This is a genomic window from Kitasatospora sp. NPDC059577 (genome assembly GCF_042735475.1).
In the GTDB taxonomy this organism is placed as follows: Bacteria; Actinomycetota; Actinomycetes; order Streptomycetales; family Streptomycetaceae; genus Kitasatospora.
The window spans coordinates 127716-144264 of record NZ_JBHWBZ010000018.1 but is presented as its reverse complement, the minus strand read 5'-3'; the positions used below and the strand labels follow the sequence as shown (position 1 = coordinate 144264).

Sequence of the window (16549 nt, the reverse complement as noted above, 5' to 3'; positions counted from 1 at the left end):
AAAAGGAATCTCCAACCCCAGGAAATCCTGAGGCCGGGGATGTCAACATATCTGGCGTTGACTTTTGGCACGCTGTTGAGTTCTCAAGGAACGGAAGCTTCCTTCGGACTGCCTTCCAGCAGGCCCTCCGAGCTTCGTTCTTTCGTGTTTCCAGCTTATCAGACGTTTTCCGCCCCGTTTTCCGGAGTTTCATTCATCCGATTTTCCGAACTGGTCGGGCCGCTTTCTGCGACGTCCACCACGTTAGCGCATTCCGAGAGTTACTCGAAATTCACACCCACACCGATCGACGAAAACGCCAATGAACCCAATTGAATGGGCTCGGAAGTGTGAGAGTGGGTCTTGCTGAAAGAGGTGGCCGCTCCAGCGACTCGTTCAACACTAGGCCACCCGGGCGGCATCGTCAAACGTCGAGGGCCGGATCTGTCCAGATCCGGCCCTCGGTGCTCGAAGTCGCAGCTCAGAGCGGGTGTACTTTCAGCCAGGCTCGTCGGCCGAGCAGGTCGACCGGGTCGACCGGGTCGACCCTGCGCATCAGCCGGCGGAGACCAGCTCCGCAGCCGCCAGGTTCCGCTTGCCGCGCCGCAGCACCAGCCAACGGCCGTGCAGCAGGTCGGCCTCGGTCGGCACCGCCTCCTCGTCCGTCACCTTGACGTTGTTGAGGTAGGCACCGCCCTCCTTGATCGTCCGGCGGGCGGCCGATCGACTCGGCGCCAGGCCGACGGCCACCAACAGGTCGACCACCGGCTGGAGTTCGGACACCTCGGCCTTCGGGACCTCGGCCAGCGCGGCGGCCAGGGTGGGGGCCTCCAGGTCGGCGAGGTCACCCTGTCCGAACAGCGCCTTGGAAGCGGCGACCGCGCGCTCGTACTGCTCGGCACCGTGGACGAGGGTGGTGAGCTCCTCGGCGAGGGCGCGCTGGGCAAGACGGACGGCGGGGCGCTCGGTGGTCTCGCGCTCCAGTTCCTCGATCTCCTCCTTCGAACGGAAGCTGAAGATCCGCAGGAAGTTGGAGACGTCCCGGTCGTCCGCGTTCAGCCAGAACTGGTAGAAGGCGTACGGAGTGGTCAGCTCGGGGTCGAGCCAGACCGTGCCGGACTCGGTCTTGCCGAACTTGGTGCCGTCGGCCTTGACGATCAGCGGCGTGGCCAGCGCGTGGACGGACTTGCCGTCGGCCTTGCGGATCAGGTCCGTGCCGGCGGTCAGGTTGCCCCACTGGTCGCTGCCGCCGGTCTGCAGGGAGCAGCCGTAGCGGCGGTTCAGCTCCAGGTAGTCCATGCCCTGCAGGATCTGGTAGCTGAACTCGGTGTAGCTGATGCCCGCGTCGGAGTTGAGCCGTCGGGCGACGGCCTCCTTGGCGATCATGTTGTTGACCCGGAAGTACTTGCCCACGTCGCGCAGCAGGCTGATCGCCGACATCCCGGACGTCCAGTCCAGGTTGTTGACCATGCGTGCCGCGTACGGGCCCTCGAAGTCGAGGAAGCGCGAGATCTGGCCGCGCAGGCGCTCCACCCAGCCGGCCACCGTCTCGGGGTCGTTGAGCACGCGCTCGGCGGTGGGCTTCGGGTCGCCGATCAGGCCCGTGGCACCGCCGACCAGGCCGAGCGGGAGGTTCCCCGCCTGCTGGATGCGGCGCATGGTGAGGATCTGCACCAGGTTGCCGAGGTGCAGGCTGGGGGCCGTCGGGTCGAAGCCGCAATAGAACGTGACCGGGCCGTCCGCGAACGCCTTGCGCAGTGCGTCCTCGTCGGTGGACAGGGCGATCAGCCCACGCCACCGCAGCTCGTCGACGATGTCCGTCACGGTCACGCTTCTCCTTCTATCGGGCGCCCGGCCGGTGGCGGCCCGATTCGGTCGGGCCCCGGGTCGGTGCGACTCCAGCCTGTTAGAGCCTACGCGGTTCCGGCCAGCGAGTTTTCCCCGAGGCACCCCTCCGGTCACGCCGGCCCACTCCCGCCGGCCCCTCCGCGATACCGGAAATTCCGTTGTTCGTCGGCTGTGTGCCCATTCAGAGTGGTGTCACCGCCGCGCGGCGGCAGTGACGTGTGTGGAGACGGTCGTGCCGCCGTGGCACGCCTGTGGGAAGGGTGTGCCGAGTGCGCAACACGCTGGTTCTGAACGCGAGCTACGAGCCCTTGACGACGGTGTCGCTCCAGCGCGCCGTCGTCCTGGTGCTCCAGGACAAGGCGGTGGTGGAGCAGGCGCACCCGCTGCGCTCGATCCGGGGGACGGGCGTCGCGGTCCCGGTGCCGAGGGTGATCAGACTGCAACGGTACGTACGGGTGCCGTTCCGACAACAGGCTCCGTGGTCGCGGCGGGGCGTCCTGGCCAGGGACCAGCACATCTGCGCGTACTGCGGGCGGCGGGCCACCACGGTCGACCACCTTCACCCCAAATCGCGCGGTGGTGCGGACAGTTGGCTGAACACCGTGGCCGCGTGCGCGGAGGACAACCAGCGCAAGGCCGATCGGACACCGGAGCAGGCCGGGATGAAGCTGCTGCGCCGCCCGTTCGTACCGACCCCGCAGGCGAGCCTGATGCTGGCGCTCGGCCTGCGCGGCTCGGAGGCGCGTGAGCTCGCCGACTGGCTGCCGCCCGTGCCGGGCCTGCCTGTCCCGGGCCTGCCCGTCCCGGCCGCGTAGCCGTCCGGGACGGGTGCGCGGGGCCGTCTCAGTCCTTCGCCTGGTACCCGGCCGCCGTGCCGTAGTTGGTCGAGTGCTCGGGCACCACGACCACCTGTCCACCGCCGATCAGCACCCGCCCCGAGACCAGCAGCGAGCCGGTCCCCGGCGGGAAGTTGCCGCCGGCCGCCTCCTGGCCGCCCGTCAGCGGGAACCGGGTGAGGTGGGCGGGCTGGTCGCGGCGCTCGTCGGCGGCGAGCACCAGCGAGCCGCCGTCGACGCCGACCGCCCGGACGGTGCCCTTGGCGACGGTCGGGACCTTCCAGCGCTGCTTGCCGGTGTCCAGGTCGTAGCCGACCGCGGCCGTCGGCCCGCCGCCGTTCGCCGGGGTCAGGGTGGCGACCATCGTGCGGCCCTCGAAGAACACCTCGGGGGTGGCCGCGAAGGTTCCGTGGGCGACGTCCAACCGGCCGCCGTCGGTGACGACCGGGATCTCGGCGGCCGGGTCGCCGGCGGCGCCCCAGGCGAACACCCGGTCGTTCTCCGGCTTGTCACCGGTGGTGAGGACCACGGCCGGTTCGGCGGACAGCACGGTCACCGTCTTCGGCTGGTTGTTCAGCCCCCGCCACCAGCCGACCTTGCCGTCCGCGATGTTCAGCGAGACGGCCTGGTCGGCGGGCGTCGAGTCGGCGCACGAGGAGGCGACCAGCACGGTCTTGCCGCTGACGCCGCCGGAGAGGGTGCAGAACTTGCCCTGGCCGGTGTACTGCCAGACGTCCTTCCCGTCCGCCGACTCCCAGGCCACCACCCGGTCGTCGCCGATCGCGACCACCTTGTCCTCGGTGACGCCGACCCGCGCGGAGTAGCTGCCCTTGGCGTCCGAGAGGCCCTTGGTCCAGGCCGTCTTGCCGGTCTTGGTGTCCACGACGGCCACCATCGAACAGGGACTCTTCGGGTCCGCCTGCGGACGGAACAGCGCCGCGCCGAGGCCCGCCCGGTTCACGCCCGCCGACAGCCCGCACGGGACAGCCCCGGCGGCCGGCGGCTCCACCGACCAGGTCTGCTTGCCGCCCGCACGGTCGTACGCGCGCACCCCGGAGCCGTCGGCCCGGACCACCGCGTCAGCCAGCAGCCAGCTGCCGACCAGCGTGTCGTCACCCGCGGACTGCCCGGCCGCGGCGGGCTGCGCGGACCACGCCCGCGTGTGCGCCACCGTGAAACCGGGCTCGCCACCGCTGCTCGCGGCCGCGCTGCCACCACCCTCGGCGCCGACCATCAGTCCGGCCGCCACCAGCACCCCCAGCGCGGCCACCCCGGCACCGGCCCGCACCAGCAGGGCCTTCCGGCTGGGCACGTGCTCCCCCGTCAGCACCGCGTCGGCGGCCTTGCGGGCCCGGGCCGAGAGCGAGGAGCCGCCCTGCGAGCCGTCCCCCGAGCCGTTCTCTGGACTGTTCCCCAAGCCATCGCCCGAGCCGTTGCCCGAGCCGGACGACGAACCCGCTCCGGTACCGGGACCGCCGTCACCGCCCCGGCGGCCGGCGGTCCGGGTCCGCCTGGCGGACCCGGCCTCGGGGGTCGTGGGTTCGGTCGGCGCCTTCCTCGGGCGCTTCTCCGGGCCCTTCTCCGCAACGGGCACCGGCTCCGGCTCGGCGTCATCGAGGTGCACGTAGCCGTCCACCGAGTACTCCGCACCCGCCGGAACGTACAGCGCGTCCCCTACGGACCGATGCTCCGGAGCGGCGTACGGCACGTACTGCTGCTGCGCCTGCTCGGGGTACTGCGGGGGCTGCTCGTACTGCGGGGACTGCGGGGGCTGCTCGTACTGCGGGGACTGCGGGTGCTGCGGGGGCTGCGGGTGCTGCTCGTACTGCGGGTACTCCGGCAGCGGCTGGTACTGCGGCCGGCCGTCGTACTGTCCCGGCTGCCCGGGAACGTAGCCGCCCTCGACGTAGCCGGTCTGCCCCGACCCGGCCTGCCCGTAGCCGTACTGGTCGTACTCGGTGTGCCCGTAAGCGTTCTGGTCGAAGCCGACCTGTCCGTATCCGGTCTGCCCGTAACCGTGCTGGTCGTAGCCGGCCTGTCCGTACCCGGCCGCGCCGTAGCCCGTGTGCTGCTGCCAGTGCGCCTGGTCCTGCGGCTGCTGCCCGTAGTGCCCGCCGTCCTGCCGGTCCGGCCCGTCCTGGACGGGCTGTGCCTGGGGGTACCAGGGCTGCTGCCCGGTGTGGGCGTCTCCGAAGGGCTCCTGCGCCATCCGATCCGTCCCTCCCGAGCCACCTGCCAGCCGATGCGGCAGTCAGCATCTCACGCCCGTCCAGGGGGGCGACCCGGGCCCTGGGCGTACGCTCTCGCCGCCCGGCCCGGTGCCGTCAGGCCGCGGACTCGGCGCGCAGGGCCTCGTCGATGCGGGCGGCCAGGGTGAAGTCCAGGCCGGTGAGACCGCCGGCGCTGTGGGTGGACAGCACGAAGCGCAGGGTGCGCCAGCGGATGTCGATGTCGGGGTGGTGGTCGAGCGCCTCGGCCTGCTCGGCGACGGCGGCGACCACCCGGATCCCCGCCGGGAAGTCCGGGGCGTCGGCGCTGCGGGCGATGCTGTCGCCCTCCCGGGTCCAGTGCGGCAGCGCCGCCAGGGCCGCCGTGATCTCGTCCTCGCTCAGCCGTGCCCTGTTGCTCATCGCTGCGCTCCTGGTGGGTCGTCGATCCGAAGTGGTCCGGAGTCGTCCGGAGTGGCCCGGGAGTCCGGACGTTCCGGGCTGCCGGTCAGGCGGCCTTCCGCCCCGGACGGTCCACCAGTTCGCCGCCGCAGTTGGGGCAGGCGCCGGCCATGGCCCTGGTGCAGTCCGGGCAGAAGGTGCACTCGTAGGAACATATCGAGGCGGCGCCGTCGCCGGTCAGCGACACCGCGCAGCGCTCGCAGCTCTCGCGCATCTCCAGGGCCATGGCCTACTCCTCCGACTCTCCGACGATCCGACATCCACACGGCTCCACGACCGCAGGACCTGACAGCCGCACGACCTCACCGCCGCACGCCCACACGACCTCACCGCCGCACCGCCGCACGGCCGTTCAGCCCACCAGCAGCTTGGTGACGGCCGCGAGCCCGACCACCACGATCACCCCGCGCAGCGCGGCCGGCGGCAGGCGGCGGCCGACCTTGGCGCCGACCAGTCCGCCGACCAGCGAGCCCGCCGCGATCAGCCCGGCCGCCGCCCAGTTCACGGTCGAGGTGAACAGGAAGAACAGTGCGGCGACGGCGTTGACGATCATCGCCAGGGCGTTCTTCACCCCGTTGATCCGCTGCAGGTCGTCCTGCAGCAGCATGCCCATCAGTGCCATCAGCAGGACGCCCTGCGCGGCGCCGAAGTACCCGCCGTAGATGCCGGTGAGGAACACCCCGGCCAGCAGCAGCACGCCGCCGTCCGGATCGCCGCCCGGCCGGCGGCGGGCCGCGACGGCCTTCGCCACCTGGGGCTGGACCACCACCAGGACGAGCGCCAGCAGGATCAGCACGGGGACGATCGCGTCGAAGGCCCCGCTGGGCAGCTTGATCAGCAGCAGCGCGCCGAGCAGACCGCCGAGCAGGGAGGCGGTGCCCAGGCGCAGCACCCGGCGCCCCTGGTCGGCGAGTTCGCGGCGGTAGCCGATCACGCCGCTGAGCGAACCGGGCACCAGGCCGAAGGAGTTGGAGACGTTGGCGGTGACCGGCGGGATGCCGACGGCGAGCAGGACCGGGAAGGTGATCAGGGTCCCGGAGCCGACGATCACATTGATCATCCCGGCGCCGACCCCGGCCACCAGAACGGCGACCGCCTCCCAGAGCGTCATGGGTCACTTCTCCTCTCGGTCCTGTCCGAGGGGATCATGCCGGACCGCCCTCCCGCCCCACCAGGCCCGCCCACGATTCGGGACGTACACCACACCGTCCCCGAACGGGCCCGCCGGAACCGCGAGGGCCCGCCGCCGTACGGGAGGCGTACGGCGGCGGGCCCTCGGCGTCGGACGACTCGGCCACTCGTCAGGGCCGGCTCACCCGGGCGAACTCACTCCGGGTCGATCTTGGGGTACTCCCTGGTCGGGTCCACCCGGGGGCGGGCGGCGCCCTTGTCGGTGTCCACCGGCCGCGGCCCGGACGCCGGGTCGATCGGCACCTGGGTGGCCGGGGCCGGCTTCGGGACGCTCGGCGCCGCGACCGCGCCGCCGTTGATCCCGCCGCCGTTGCCGGTCAGGCCGGTGAATGCGCCGCCGAGGCCCTTGAGCGCGTCGCCGACCTCGCTGGGGATGATCCACAGCTTGTTGGAGTCGCCCTTGGCCAGCTCGGGCAGGGTCTGCAGGTACTGGTAGGCGAGCAGCTTCTGGTCGGCGTCGCCGTCGTGGATGGCCTCGAAGACCGTCCGGATCGCGGCGGCCTCACCGTCGGCGCGCAGCACCGCGGCCTGCGCCTCACCCTCGGCCCTGAGCACGTCCGCCTGCTTCTCACCCTCGGCCTTGAGGATCTGCGCCTGGCGCTGGCCCTCGGCGGTGAGGATCGCGGCACGCTTGTCACGGTCGGCGCGCATCTGCTTCTCCATCGAGTCCTGGATGGAGGTCGGCGGCTCGATCGCCTTCAGCTCGACGCGGTTGACCCGGATGCCCCACTTGCCGGTGGCCTCGTCCAGGACGCCGCGCAGGCCGGCGTTGATGACCTCGCGGGAGGTCAGCGTGGACTCCAGGTCCATCGAGCCGATGATGTTGCGCAGCGTGGTGACGGTCAGCTGCTCGATCGCCTGGATGTAGCTGGCGACCTCGTAGGTGGCCGCCCGGGGGTCGGTGACCTGGTAGTAGATGACGGTGTCGATGTTGACGACCAGGTTGTCCTGGGTGATCACCGGCTGTGGCGGGAACGGCACGACCTGCTCGCGCAGGTCGATCCGGTTGCGGACGCGGTCGATGAACGGGACGACGATGTTCAGCCCCGCGTTGAGCGTCCGGGTGTAGCGGCCGAAGCGCTCCACGATCGCCGCGCTGGCCTGTGGGATGACCTGGATCGTCTTGATCAGCGCGATGAAGGCCACCACGACCAGGACGACCAGGACGATAAGGACGGGTTCCACGGACTCTCCCCTAGACGACCAGGGCGGTCGCGCCCTGGATTTCGACGACGTCGACCTGCTGCCCGGGCCGGTAGACCTGGTCCGGGTGGAGCGCGCGGGCCGACCAGATCTCGCCGTTCAGCTTGATCCGGCCGCCCTCCCCGTCGACGGTTTCCGCGACGACCGCGGTGGCGCCGTGCAGCGCCTCGATGCCCATCTTGATGTGCGGGCCCTTCTGCAGCTGCCGGTAGGCGATCGGGCGGACGAAGGCCACGAGCGCGACCGAGACCACGAGGAAGGTGGCGGTCTCCAGGACCACTCCCCCGCCCAGTCCGGCCACGCCGGCGGCGGCCAGCGCTCCGACCGCGAACATGGCGAACTCCGGCATCGCGGTGAGTACCAGCGGTATGCCGAGCGCCGCGGCGGCCAGGAGCCACCAGATCCAGCTGTCCACACGTCCATCCTAGGGAGCGAAGGCCTTCGAGGCGGACAGTTCCCGCAGGTCGAGGGGCGGAAACCGGTCGCACGTGCGACCGGTTCCGACGGCCTTCCGGAGGACGGGCACGGCGAGCGCGCCGGGACGGGTGACGGAGGGGCGGGGAGGGGCGGACGGGGCCTCAGCCCAGCGGCAGGCCCTGGGCCGACCAGCGGTCGCCGTGGCGCTCCAGGGTGAGCGGCAGGCCGAAGCACTTGGAGAGGTTACGGGCGGTCAGCTCGGTGTCGATCGGGCCGGCCGTGAGCACCTTGCCCTGGCGGATCATCAGGACATGGGTGAAGCCCGGCGCGATCTCCTCGACGTGGTGGGTGACCATCGCCATCGCCGGCGCGAACTCGTCCTGGGCGAGCGCGCCGAGCCGGCGGACCAGGTCCTCGCGGCCGCCGAGGTCCAGGCCGGCCGCGGGCTCGTCGAGCAGCAGCAGCTCCGGGTCGGTCATCAGGGCGCGGGCGATCAGGGTGCGCTTGCGCTCGCCCTCGGAGAGGGTGCCGAACTTGCGGCCGGTGAGGTTGGACATCCCGAGGCGGTCGAGCAGCGCGAGGGCGCGGGACTCGTCCGACTGCTCGTAGCTCTCCTGCCAGCTGACCGTCATGCCGTAGGCGGCGGTGAGCACGGTCTGCAGCACGGTCTGCTCGGCCGGCAGCTTGTCGAACATGGCGGCGCCGGCCAGGCCGATCCGGGAACGCAGCTCGAAGACGTCGACCTCGCCCAGCTTCTCGCCCAGCACGCTGACCTTGCCCGAGGTCGGGAACAGGTAGGAGGAGGCGATCTGCAGCAGGGTGGTCTTGCCGGCGCCGTTCGGGCCCAGGATGACCCAGCGCTCACCCTCGGAGATGGACCACGAGACCTGGTCGACCAGCGCGCGCCCCTCCCGGACCACGGATACGTCCACCAGCTCCAGCACGTCGCTCATGCCTATGCCTTCCCCAAAAAACAAGATTCTCGGCCGTCGGTGCGGGCGGCACGCCGACTCCGGCAGCCGGTGGGCACGGGGTGGGTGCGCCGCACACGCATGGGCAAACCTACGCCACGCGGATGACCGCCGATTCCGTAGGCTGGCCGGATGCTCGCGACTCCTGCCGACAATCCGTACGAAGAGCCCCGTTCGGGGCGTCTGGCCGCCTGGGGCAACGCCCTGCTGGCGGGCCTGGTACCGCCCGACAACGCCGCCGCGGCCGTACTGGGCGCCGACGAGGGCCACCGGGTGACCGGGCTGCCCGGGGACGGGCCGGACGAGCGGCACGGGCTGACCTGGGCGCTCGGGCGGCTGCGGGTGCTGGGCGTGACGGGCCTGCGCCTCGCGCTGCCGTCGGCCGGGCACCCGCTGGGACTGACCGGCCCGGCGCCGTTCAACGAGCGCGCCATGGCCGCGGGCGAGGCCGTCCTGGCGGTGGGGGCGCCGCTCGGGCTGGTGCCGGAGGTCGAGGTGTTCGGACCGGCCGGGGACCGCTCGGCGACCGTGCTGTGGCGCTGCGGCGAGGTGAACGACACACCGCCGGCGGACGTGCCGTCGCTGCACGAGGCCGAACGCGAGCTGGCGGACGGGCTGCGCGAGGCCACCGTGCTGCTCACCCGGCTCGACGTGGCCGGTGCCGGGCCGGAGACCGTCCGCGCCCTGGAGGCGTACCGCCGCCGCGGGCACGCCGAACTGCTCGCGCCCGGGTACCCGCCGCGCGCCGTCCGGGTGCTGGAGTCGGCCCGCCAGGTGTCCGCGCTGCTGTCGATCGCCTCCGGCGGCCACGGCGGGGCCGTCAGCGCCTCCGAGATGGCCGCGCGGCAGTCCGTCCTGGCCCCGCTGCGGCGCACCGCCCGGCGGGCCCAGGTGGCCGCCTACAACGCCCTGGTGGACGAGCGCGAGGCCCGCTGAGGGCTCGCGGGACGGGCCACCGCCGTACGCGGGACCGCCGCTCCCGTAGCTGGCCGGAAACCGACCCCCGGGCACGGCCCGCCGGCCCGTCACGCCCGCGGCGCGGCCTCGCGGGCCTCCCCGTTGCGGACGGCCCAGAGCGCGGCCTGGGTGCGGTCGGCGAGGTCCAGCTTCATCAGGATGTTGGAGACGTGGGTCTTCACGGTCTTCTCCGACAGGTGCAGGCTGCGCGCGATCTCCCGGTTGGAGCGGCCGTCGGCGATGTGGCCGAGCACCTCGCGCTCGCGCTCGGTGAGGGTGCCGCCGCGGCCCTGCGGGGCGCGCGGGCCCTCGTCGGAGAGCAGGGCCTCGGCCAGCTCCGGCTGGAGCAGCACGTGGCCGGCGTGCACCGAGCGGATCGCCCCGGCCAGCGCCTCCGGGTCCACGTCCTTGTAGACGTACCCGGCGGCGCCGGCCCTCAGCGCGGGGACCATCGTGCGGTGCTCGGTGAAGCTGGTGACGATCAGGATCCGGGCCCGGCTGCCCTCGCTCTTGAGGGTGCGCAGCGCCTCGATCCCGTCGACGCCGGGCATCTTGAGGTCCATCAGGACGACGTCGGGGTCCAGTTCGCGGGCCCGTTCGACGCCCTCCGCCCCGTCGGCGGCCTCCCCGACCACCTCGATGTCGTCCTGGACCTCCAGGAAGGTGCGCAGTCCGCGCCGGACCACCTGGTGGTCGTCGACCAGCAGGACGCGGATCGACGGTGTGCTCTCAGGCACCGGGGACCTCCATCTCGACGAGCGTCCCCCGGCCGGGGGCCGACTCCAGGGTGAGCGTGCCGCCGACGGCGGCCGCGCGGTCGCGCATCGAGGCCAGGCCGAGGTGGCGGCCGGCCCGGCGCACGGACTCGGGATCGAAGCCGTGCCCGTCGTCGCGCACCCGCAGCACGGCGCCGCGCGCGGCCGTCCCGGCCAGCGTGACGGTGACCCGGCCGGCCCCGGAGTGGCGCAGCGCGTTGTGCAGCGCCTCCTGGGCGACCCGCAGCAGCGCGGCCTCCTGGGCCGGCGGCAGGGCGCGGACGCCGTCGGCGGCGAAGGCGACGTCGGCGGTGTGCGCCCGGTCGAGGACCTGCACCTGGGAGGCGAGGGTGGCGCTCAGTCCGTCCTCCTCCAGGGCGGCGGGGCGCAGTTCCACGACGACGGCGCGCAGTTCGTCGGCGGCCTCGGCGGCCAGCCGGGCGACCTCGGCGAGTTCGGCGCGGGCCCGGGCCGGGTCGCGGTCGACGAGCTTGGCGGCGGCCTTGGCCGTGAGGCGCAGGGAGAAGAGCTTCTGCGAGACGGCGTCGTGCAGGTCGTGCGCGATCCGGGCGCGCTCGCCGGCCAGGGTGAGTTCGCGGCTGCGTTCGTACAGCCGGGCGTTGGACAGGGCGAGGGCGGCGTGCGCGGCGAGGATCCGCAGCAGTTCCTCGTCGTGATCGGTGAAGAGGCCGCCGCCGCGCTTGTTGGCGAGGAAGATGACGCCCATCACCTGCGGCTCGTCCTCGGCCGCGTCGGTGTCCAGGATCGGCATGCCGAGGAAGGCGTCCATCTCGGGGTGGGCGGAGGGCCAGCCGCCGAAGGCGGGTGCCCGGCGGACGTCGGCGAGGCGGGTGGGCCCGGTCTCGTGCAGCATCGCGGCGAGCACGCCGTGCTGGCGGGGCAGCGGGCCGATGGCCCGCCACTGCTCGTCGGTGACGCCGTCGACCACGAACTGGGCGAAGCCGCCGTGGTCGTCGGGCACGCCGAGGGCCGCGTACTCGGCGCCGAGCAGTTCCCGGGCGGAGGCGGTGATGCGGCGCAGCACCTCGCGGACCTCCAGGTGCCGGCTCATCGCGAGCAGCGCCTGGCTGACGGCCTCGATCCCGGACAGGCACGGGTCGCAGGCGGGCAGCGGGCCGCGGTGGGCCAGGGGGTCTCCGGTGGTGCTGGGCATACCGCCAAGCTACCGCCGCGTCCGGGGACCTAGGCCGCTGGGCCCGACCGGAGCCGGGCGGGCGGTCCTCCGGTCCGGGGGTGGGCGGGCGGTCCGGAGCCGGGCGAACGGGCAAACGGGCAAACGGTCGGTCGGAGCGGGCGGGCGAACGGCGGAGGGGCGGCCCTCCCGTTCGGGAGAGCCGCCCCTCGGCGGTTCAGGACGGGCTCGGCCCCTGCGGGCTCAGCCCTTCTGCATGACCTCGGGCTCGTGCCGGCGCTGGAGCCGGGTGACGAGGACGCCGATGAGGATCGAGATCACGATCAGCACGCCCGCGTCGATCGACCACTGGGCCACCGCGTGCTTCCACAGCGGGTCGTAGTCCGGGTGCTGGAAGTCCTTGTTCCAGGGGCCCATGAGCTTGGACAGGTCGAGCGTGGTGGAGACCATGCCGGTGCCCCAGCGGGCCGGCATCAGCCAGGCGACCTGCTCCAGACCGGGCTTGCCGAAGATCTGGAAGAGGCAGCCGGTGAAGACGACCTGGACGATGGCGAACATGACCAGCAGCGGCATGGTCTTCTCGGCGGTCTTCACCAGCGCGGAGATCATCAGGCCGAACATCATCGCGGCGAAGCTCAGCAGGATCATGCCGATGGTCATCTCGATGATCGGCAGGTTCTTGACGATCAGGCCGTGCTCGGGGAGCTTGCGCGGCAGGAAGCCGACGGCGGAGATGATGGCGCCCTGGATCACGCTGAAGAAGCCCAGCACGATGATCTTGGACATCATGTACGCCGACCGGGAGAGCCCGGTGGCCCGTTCCCGTTCGTAGATCGCCCGTTCCTTGATCAGTTCTCGGACGGAGTTGGCGGCGCCGGAGAAACAGGCCCCGATCGCCAGGATCAGGAGGATCGTCGCGGCTCCGCTGTTCAGCCCCAGCTGCGACTTCGGGTTCGGCGCGAGCCCCGGTGCGTTGGGGATCAGCACGCTGACCGCGCCGATGACCGCGGGCAGCAGCACCGACAGGGCGAGGAAGCCGCGGTCCGAGGCGAGCACGGACATGTAGCGCCGCATCAGGGTCCACAGCTGGGAGCCCCAGCTCTGCGGCTTCGGCGGCTTGACGGCCTCCTGGGCCACCTGCACGTGCTGGACCTCGCCCGCCTCGACGGTGGGCGCGGAGTACTGCTGGTAGTGCACCGAGCCGCGGTAGCGGCCGGCCCAGTCGTGCTCCGGGTAGTTCTCGAAGGCCTGGAAGACGTCCGCCCAGGTCTCGTACCCGAAGAAGTGCAGCGCCTCGTCCGGCGGGCCGAAGTAGGCCACCGCGCCGCCCGGCGCCATCACCAGCAGCCGGTCGCAGAGCGCGAGTTCGGCCACCGAGTGGGTGACGACCAGGATCGTGCGGCCGTCGTCGGCGAGGCCGCGCAGCATCTGCATGACCTCGCGGTCCATGCCCGGGTCGAGGCCCGAGGTGGGCTCGTCCAGGAAGATCAGCGACGGCTTGGTGAGCAGCTCCAGGGCGACCGAGACGCGCTTCTGCTGGCCGCCGGAGAGCGCGGTGATCTTGTTGTCGGCGCGCTTGTCCAGGCGCAGCTCGTACAGCACCTCGTCGATCCGGGCGTCGCGCTCGCGGGCCTCGGTGTCACCGGGGAAGCGCAGCCGGGCCGCGTACTTGAGGCCCTTCCGGACGGTGAGTTCGCGGTGCAGGATCTCCGACTGCGGCACCAGGCCGATGCGGGAACGGAGTTCGGCGAACTGCTTGTAGAGGTTGCGCCCGTCGTACAGCACCTCGCCGCGGTCGGCGGGGCGGTAGCCGGTGAGGGCGCGCAGCAGGGTCGACTTGCCGGAGCCGGACGGGCCGATGACCGCGACCAGGGACTTCTCCGGGACGCCGAAGCTGACGTCGTTGAGCAGGACCTTCTTGGCGCCCTTGTGCTCGACCTCGACGGTCAGGTGGCGGGCGGAGAAGGAGACCGCGCCGGTGTCGACGAACTCCTGCAGCTGGTCGCCGACCAGCACGAAGCCGGAGTGGCCGACGGTCAGCCGGTCCTGCGGGCCCATCAGCTGACGCTGCACCCGCTGGCCGTTGAGGAAGATGCCGTTGTGGCTGCCGAGGTCGACGATCTCGTAACGGCCGTCCGGGAGCTGGCGCAGCTCGGCGTGGTGGCGGGAGACCTGGAGGTCGGACACCACGATGTCGTTGTCGAGCGCGCGACCGATCCGGACGGTGTTCATGCCCGAGGTCAGGCTGCGGATGATGGTCGGCTGCGGGCCGCCACCACCGTGCTGCGACTGCGGCTGCGGCTGGGACTGCGGGAAACCCTGCTGCTGCGGGAAACCCTGGTCCTGCGGGAAACCCTGGTCCTGCGGGAAACCGCCCTGCTGGGGCTGCGGCGCGTACTGCTGCTGCGGGAAGGGCTGCTGGGCCTGCGGCTGACCGGCCCAGGCCTGCTGCTGCGGCGGCTGCTGGTACGGGTCCTGCTGCTGCCAGCCCGGCTGCTGCGGCTGCGGCACCGGGCCGCGGCTGGTGGCGGCCTCGTGCATCGGGGTGGCGTGCGGGGCGGCGTGCGCGGGCGCGGAGAAGCCGAGCCGGGGGCCGTTCTCCGGGTTGCCCAGGTTGACGACGGCTCCGGGGAACAACTGGGCCTGCATGGTGCGGGCTCCGGCCACGTACGTCCCGTTGGTGCTGCCGTGGTCGTCCAGCTGCCAACCACTGCCGTTGAAGCTCATGGTCCCGTGGTGCCAGGAGACCCTGGCGTCGTCGAACGGGAAGTCCGACTGCGGGTTGCGCCCGATGGTGTAGGACCGCCCGGGCTCCAGAGTCCGCTGCTGTCCGTTGATCTCAATGACGAGTTGCGGCACTGCGCGCCTGCCCCGCTCTCTCGGTTCCCCCGAATTGTGGCCCCCGGCCGGGGTGCGATGTTCCTGTGACTGACGGGGGGAATCATTCCAGCCCGTCGACCGCCGATGAAAGTCACCCCGGGTGACTGTGACCAGGCTGCTACCGGAGCGCGGGCCCGCGGCGTCCCGCGAGGTGGGACGGGTGCCCTCGGGCCACCCGCCGACGGGTAGCGTGGGACACACCATGAACGCATCGCCCCTGGCCGCTGAGCCCCTCCCCGCCGCCCAGCCCCGGACCGCGGACGAGCGCACCCTGCTCGTCAAGGTGTTCGGCAAGGACCGCCCCGGCATCACCGCCGGCCTCTTCGCGACGCTGGCCGGATTCGGCGTCGACGTCATCGACATCGAGCAGGTCGTGACCCGTGGCCGCATCACGCTGTGCGCCCTGGTCACCCCACCCCCCGCGGCCGGTGCCGAGGGCGGACTGCGGTCCACCGTCCACCGCTGGGCGGACGAGCAGAAGCTCCAGGCCGAGATCCTCTCCGGCATCGGCGACAACCGGCCGCGCCGCGAGGGCCGTTCGCACGTCACCGTGCTCGGCCACCCGCTGACCGCCGCCGCCGTCTCCGCGCTGACCTCCCGGATCACCGCGGCGGGCGGCAACATCGACCGTGTCTTCCGGCTCGCCAAGTACCCGGTGACGGCGGTCGAGCTGGCCGTCTCCGGTGTGGCCACCGAGGAGCTGCGGGCCGAGCTCGCGCAGGAGGCGGCCACCCAGCGGGTGGACGTCGCGGTGGTGGCGTCCGGGCTGGAGCGCCGGGCCAAGCGCCTGGTGGTCATGGACGTCGACTCCACGCTCATCCAGGACGAGGTGATCGAGCTGTTCGCCGCCCACGCGGGCTGCGAGGAGCAGGTCGCCGAGGTGACGGCGGCGGCGATGCGCGGCGAGCTGGACTTCGCCGAGTCGCTGCACGCCCGGGTGGCGCTGCTGGCCGGGCTGGACGCCTCGGTGACCGAGAAGGTCCGCGCGGAGGTCCGTTTCACGCCGGGGGCGCGCACCCTGATCCGCACGCTGCAGCGCCTCGGCTTCCAGGTCGCGGTGGTGTCCGGCGGGTTCACCCAGGTCACCGACCACCTGGTGGAGCAGCTGGGGCTGGACTTCGCGGCGGCCAACACCCTGGAGGTGGTGGACGGCAGGTTCACCGGCCGGGTGGTCGGCGAGATCGTGGACCGGGCCGGCAAGGCCCGCTGGCTGGCCCGCTTCGCCGAGCAGGCGAAGGTGCCGCTGGAGCAGACGGTGGCGATCGGCGACGGCGCCAACGACCTGGACATGCTGAACGCGGCCGGGCTCGGGGTGGCGTTCAACGCCAAGCCGGTGGTGCGCGAGGCGGCCGACACTGCGGTGAACGTGCCGTTCCTGGACACCGTGCTGTACCTGCTGGGCATCACCCGCGAGGAGGTCGAGGCGGCCGACGCGCTGCACGGCACCCCGACCGAGGACGAGTGACCGGGGCCGGGTGACCGGGGCCGGGCGACCGCCCGCCGTCGTGCACCGAGGGCGTCACCGGCGGCGACTGGACGACAGACCCGGCAGGGCCCGCCCGAGGAGGCCTGCGGACGTACGGGAGGGGCGCGCGGACCGGGGGCCCCGCCCCCCCCCCCCCCGGTTAGGGGCGGTCCGCGCGGGGGTGTTGAGGGACACCCCCGCCCCCCCCCCGGGGGCGCCCCCAGA

Annotated in this window: 15 protein-coding genes; 4 read left to right on the top strand and 11 right to left on the bottom strand. The window is 72.4% G+C overall.

Annotated features, from left to right (window positions below):
• Window positions 1–315, top strand: a 315-nt coding sequence (locus ACFV0O_RS17285; RefSeq protein ID WP_380342157.1) for a hypothetical protein, incomplete at its 5' end; no start/stop codon positions are given.
• Between the two features lie 219 nt (window positions 316–534).
• Here ACFV0O_RS17285 and tyrS read toward each other — a convergent pair.
• Window positions 535–1803, bottom strand: coding sequence for a tyrosine--tRNA ligase (gene tyrS / locus ACFV0O_RS17280; RefSeq protein ID WP_380342174.1), 1269 nt, complete (start codon window positions 1801–1803; stop codon window positions 535–537).
• Window positions 1804–2096: 293 nt separating this feature from the next.
• Between tyrS and ACFV0O_RS17275 the strand changes: the two genes are divergently transcribed.
• Window positions 2097–2642 carry an HNH endonuclease gene (locus tag ACFV0O_RS17275; protein WP_380342154.1) on the top strand — a complete coding sequence of 182 codons (546 nt, stop codon included), beginning with the start codon at window positions 2097–2099 and terminating at the stop codon, window positions 2640–2642.
• A 28-nt stretch (window positions 2643–2670) separates the two neighbouring features.
• Here the strand turns inward: ACFV0O_RS17275 and ACFV0O_RS17270 are convergent, their stop codons facing one another.
• The 7 genes from ACFV0O_RS17270 to ACFV0O_RS17240 all read right to left on the bottom strand — a co-directional run bounded on the left by ACFV0O_RS17270 (window position 2671) and on the right by ACFV0O_RS17240 (window position 9096).
• Window positions 2671–4872, bottom strand: coding sequence for a PQQ-binding-like beta-propeller repeat protein (locus tag ACFV0O_RS17270; RefSeq protein WP_380342151.1), 2202 nt, complete (start codon window positions 4870–4872; stop codon window positions 2671–2673).
• A 115-nt stretch (window positions 4873–4987) separates the two neighbouring features.
• A complete protein-coding gene (locus tag ACFV0O_RS17265) occupies window positions 4988–5293 on the bottom strand; it encodes a 4a-hydroxytetrahydrobiopterin dehydratase (protein ID WP_360265215.1) in 306 nt (101 codons plus the stop codon).
• 85 nt (window positions 5294–5378) lie between these two features.
• A complete protein-coding gene (locus ACFV0O_RS17260) occupies window positions 5379–5558 on the bottom strand; it encodes a DUF1272 domain-containing protein (RefSeq protein ID WP_380342148.1) in 180 nt (59 codons plus the stop codon).
• A gap of 126 nt (window positions 5559–5684) precedes the next feature.
• Entirely contained in the window at window positions 5685–6443 is a 759-nt protein-coding gene (locus ACFV0O_RS17255) for a sulfite exporter TauE/SafE family protein (RefSeq protein ID WP_380342145.1), read from the bottom strand.
• A 215-nt stretch (window positions 6444–6658) separates the two neighbouring features.
• Window positions 6659–7708, bottom strand: a complete 1050-nt coding sequence (locus ACFV0O_RS17250) for an SPFH domain-containing protein (protein ID WP_360265207.1) — start codon at window positions 7706–7708, stop codon at window positions 6659–6661.
• 10 nt (window positions 7709–7718) lie between these two features.
• Window positions 7719–8141, bottom strand: a complete 423-nt coding sequence (locus ACFV0O_RS17245; protein WP_360265204.1) for an NfeD family protein — start codon at window positions 8139–8141, stop codon at window positions 7719–7721.
• A 163-nt stretch (window positions 8142–8304) separates the two neighbouring features.
• Window positions 8305–9096: an ABC transporter ATP-binding protein gene (locus tag ACFV0O_RS17240; protein ID WP_360265201.1), complete on the bottom strand. Its 792-nt coding sequence runs from the start codon at window positions 9094–9096 to the stop codon at window positions 8305–8307.
• 150 nt (window positions 9097–9246) lie between these two features.
• Between ACFV0O_RS17240 and ACFV0O_RS17235 the strand changes: the two genes are divergently transcribed.
• On the top strand, window positions 9247–10050 hold the full coding sequence (locus ACFV0O_RS17235) for a hypothetical protein (RefSeq protein WP_380342140.1): 804 nt from the start codon (window positions 9247–9249) through the stop codon (window positions 10048–10050).
• Between the two features lie 89 nt (window positions 10051–10139).
• Here ACFV0O_RS17235 and ACFV0O_RS17230 read toward each other — a convergent pair whose 3' ends face one another.
• From ACFV0O_RS17230 to ACFV0O_RS17220, 3 genes are all read right to left on the bottom strand, one after another.
• Window positions 10140–10808 (bottom strand): response regulator transcription factor, encoded by a 669-nt coding sequence (locus tag ACFV0O_RS17230; protein ID WP_360265195.1) that lies wholly within the window; start codon window positions 10806–10808, stop codon window positions 10140–10142.
• Window positions 10801–11898: a GAF domain-containing sensor histidine kinase gene (locus ACFV0O_RS17225; RefSeq protein WP_360265228.1), complete on the bottom strand. Its 1098-nt coding sequence runs from the start codon at window positions 11896–11898 to the stop codon at window positions 10801–10803. Before ACFV0O_RS17225 ends, ACFV0O_RS17230 begins: the two co-directional genes overlap by 8 nt.
• 324 nt (window positions 11899–12222) lie before the next feature.
• Window positions 12223–14838 carry an FHA domain-containing protein gene (locus ACFV0O_RS17220; protein ID WP_380342136.1) on the bottom strand — a complete coding sequence of 872 codons (2616 nt, stop codon included), beginning with the start codon at window positions 14836–14838 and terminating at the stop codon, window positions 12223–12225.
• 223 nt (window positions 14839–15061) lie between these two features.
• On the opposite strand from ACFV0O_RS17220, the gene serB reads away from it, so the two are divergent.
• Window positions 15062–16324 (top strand): phosphoserine phosphatase SerB, encoded by a 1263-nt coding sequence (serB, locus tag ACFV0O_RS17215; protein WP_380342134.1) that lies wholly within the window; start codon window positions 15062–15064, stop codon window positions 16322–16324.
• The last annotated feature ends 225 nt before the right edge of the window (window positions 16325–16549 follow it).

Bases quoted from the DNA above. Each gene is read 5' to 3' on its own strand.
- serB (WP_380342134.1), top strand. From the start codon at position 15,062: ATGAACGCATCGCCCCTGGCCGCTGAGCCCCTCCCCGCCGCCCAGCCC.
- ACFV0O_RS17255 (WP_380342145.1), bottom strand. From the start codon at position 6,443: ATGACGCTCTGGGAGGCGGTCGCCGTTCTGGTGGCCGGGGTCGGCGCC.
- ACFV0O_RS17260 (WP_380342148.1), bottom strand. From the start codon at position 5,558: ATGGCCCTGGAGATGCGCGAGAGCTGCGAGCGCTGCGCGGTGTCGCTG.
- ACFV0O_RS17225 (WP_360265228.1), bottom strand. From the start codon at position 11,898: ATGAGCCGGCACCTGGAGGTCCGCGAGGTGCTGCGCCGCATCACCGCC.
- ACFV0O_RS17265 (WP_360265215.1), bottom strand. From the start codon at position 5,293: ATGAGCAACAGGGCACGGCTGAGCGAGGACGAGATCACGGCGGCCCTG.
- ACFV0O_RS17270 (WP_380342151.1), bottom strand. From the start codon at position 4,872: ATGGCGCAGGAGCCCTTCGGAGACGCCCACACCGGGCAGCAGCCCTGG.
- ACFV0O_RS17240 (WP_360265201.1), bottom strand. From the start codon at position 9,096: ATGAGCGACGTGCTGGAGCTGGTGGACGTATCCGTGGTCCGGGAGGGG.
- ACFV0O_RS17235 (WP_380342140.1), top strand. From the start codon at position 9,247: ATGCTCGCGACTCCTGCCGACAATCCGTACGAAGAGCCCCGTTCGGGG.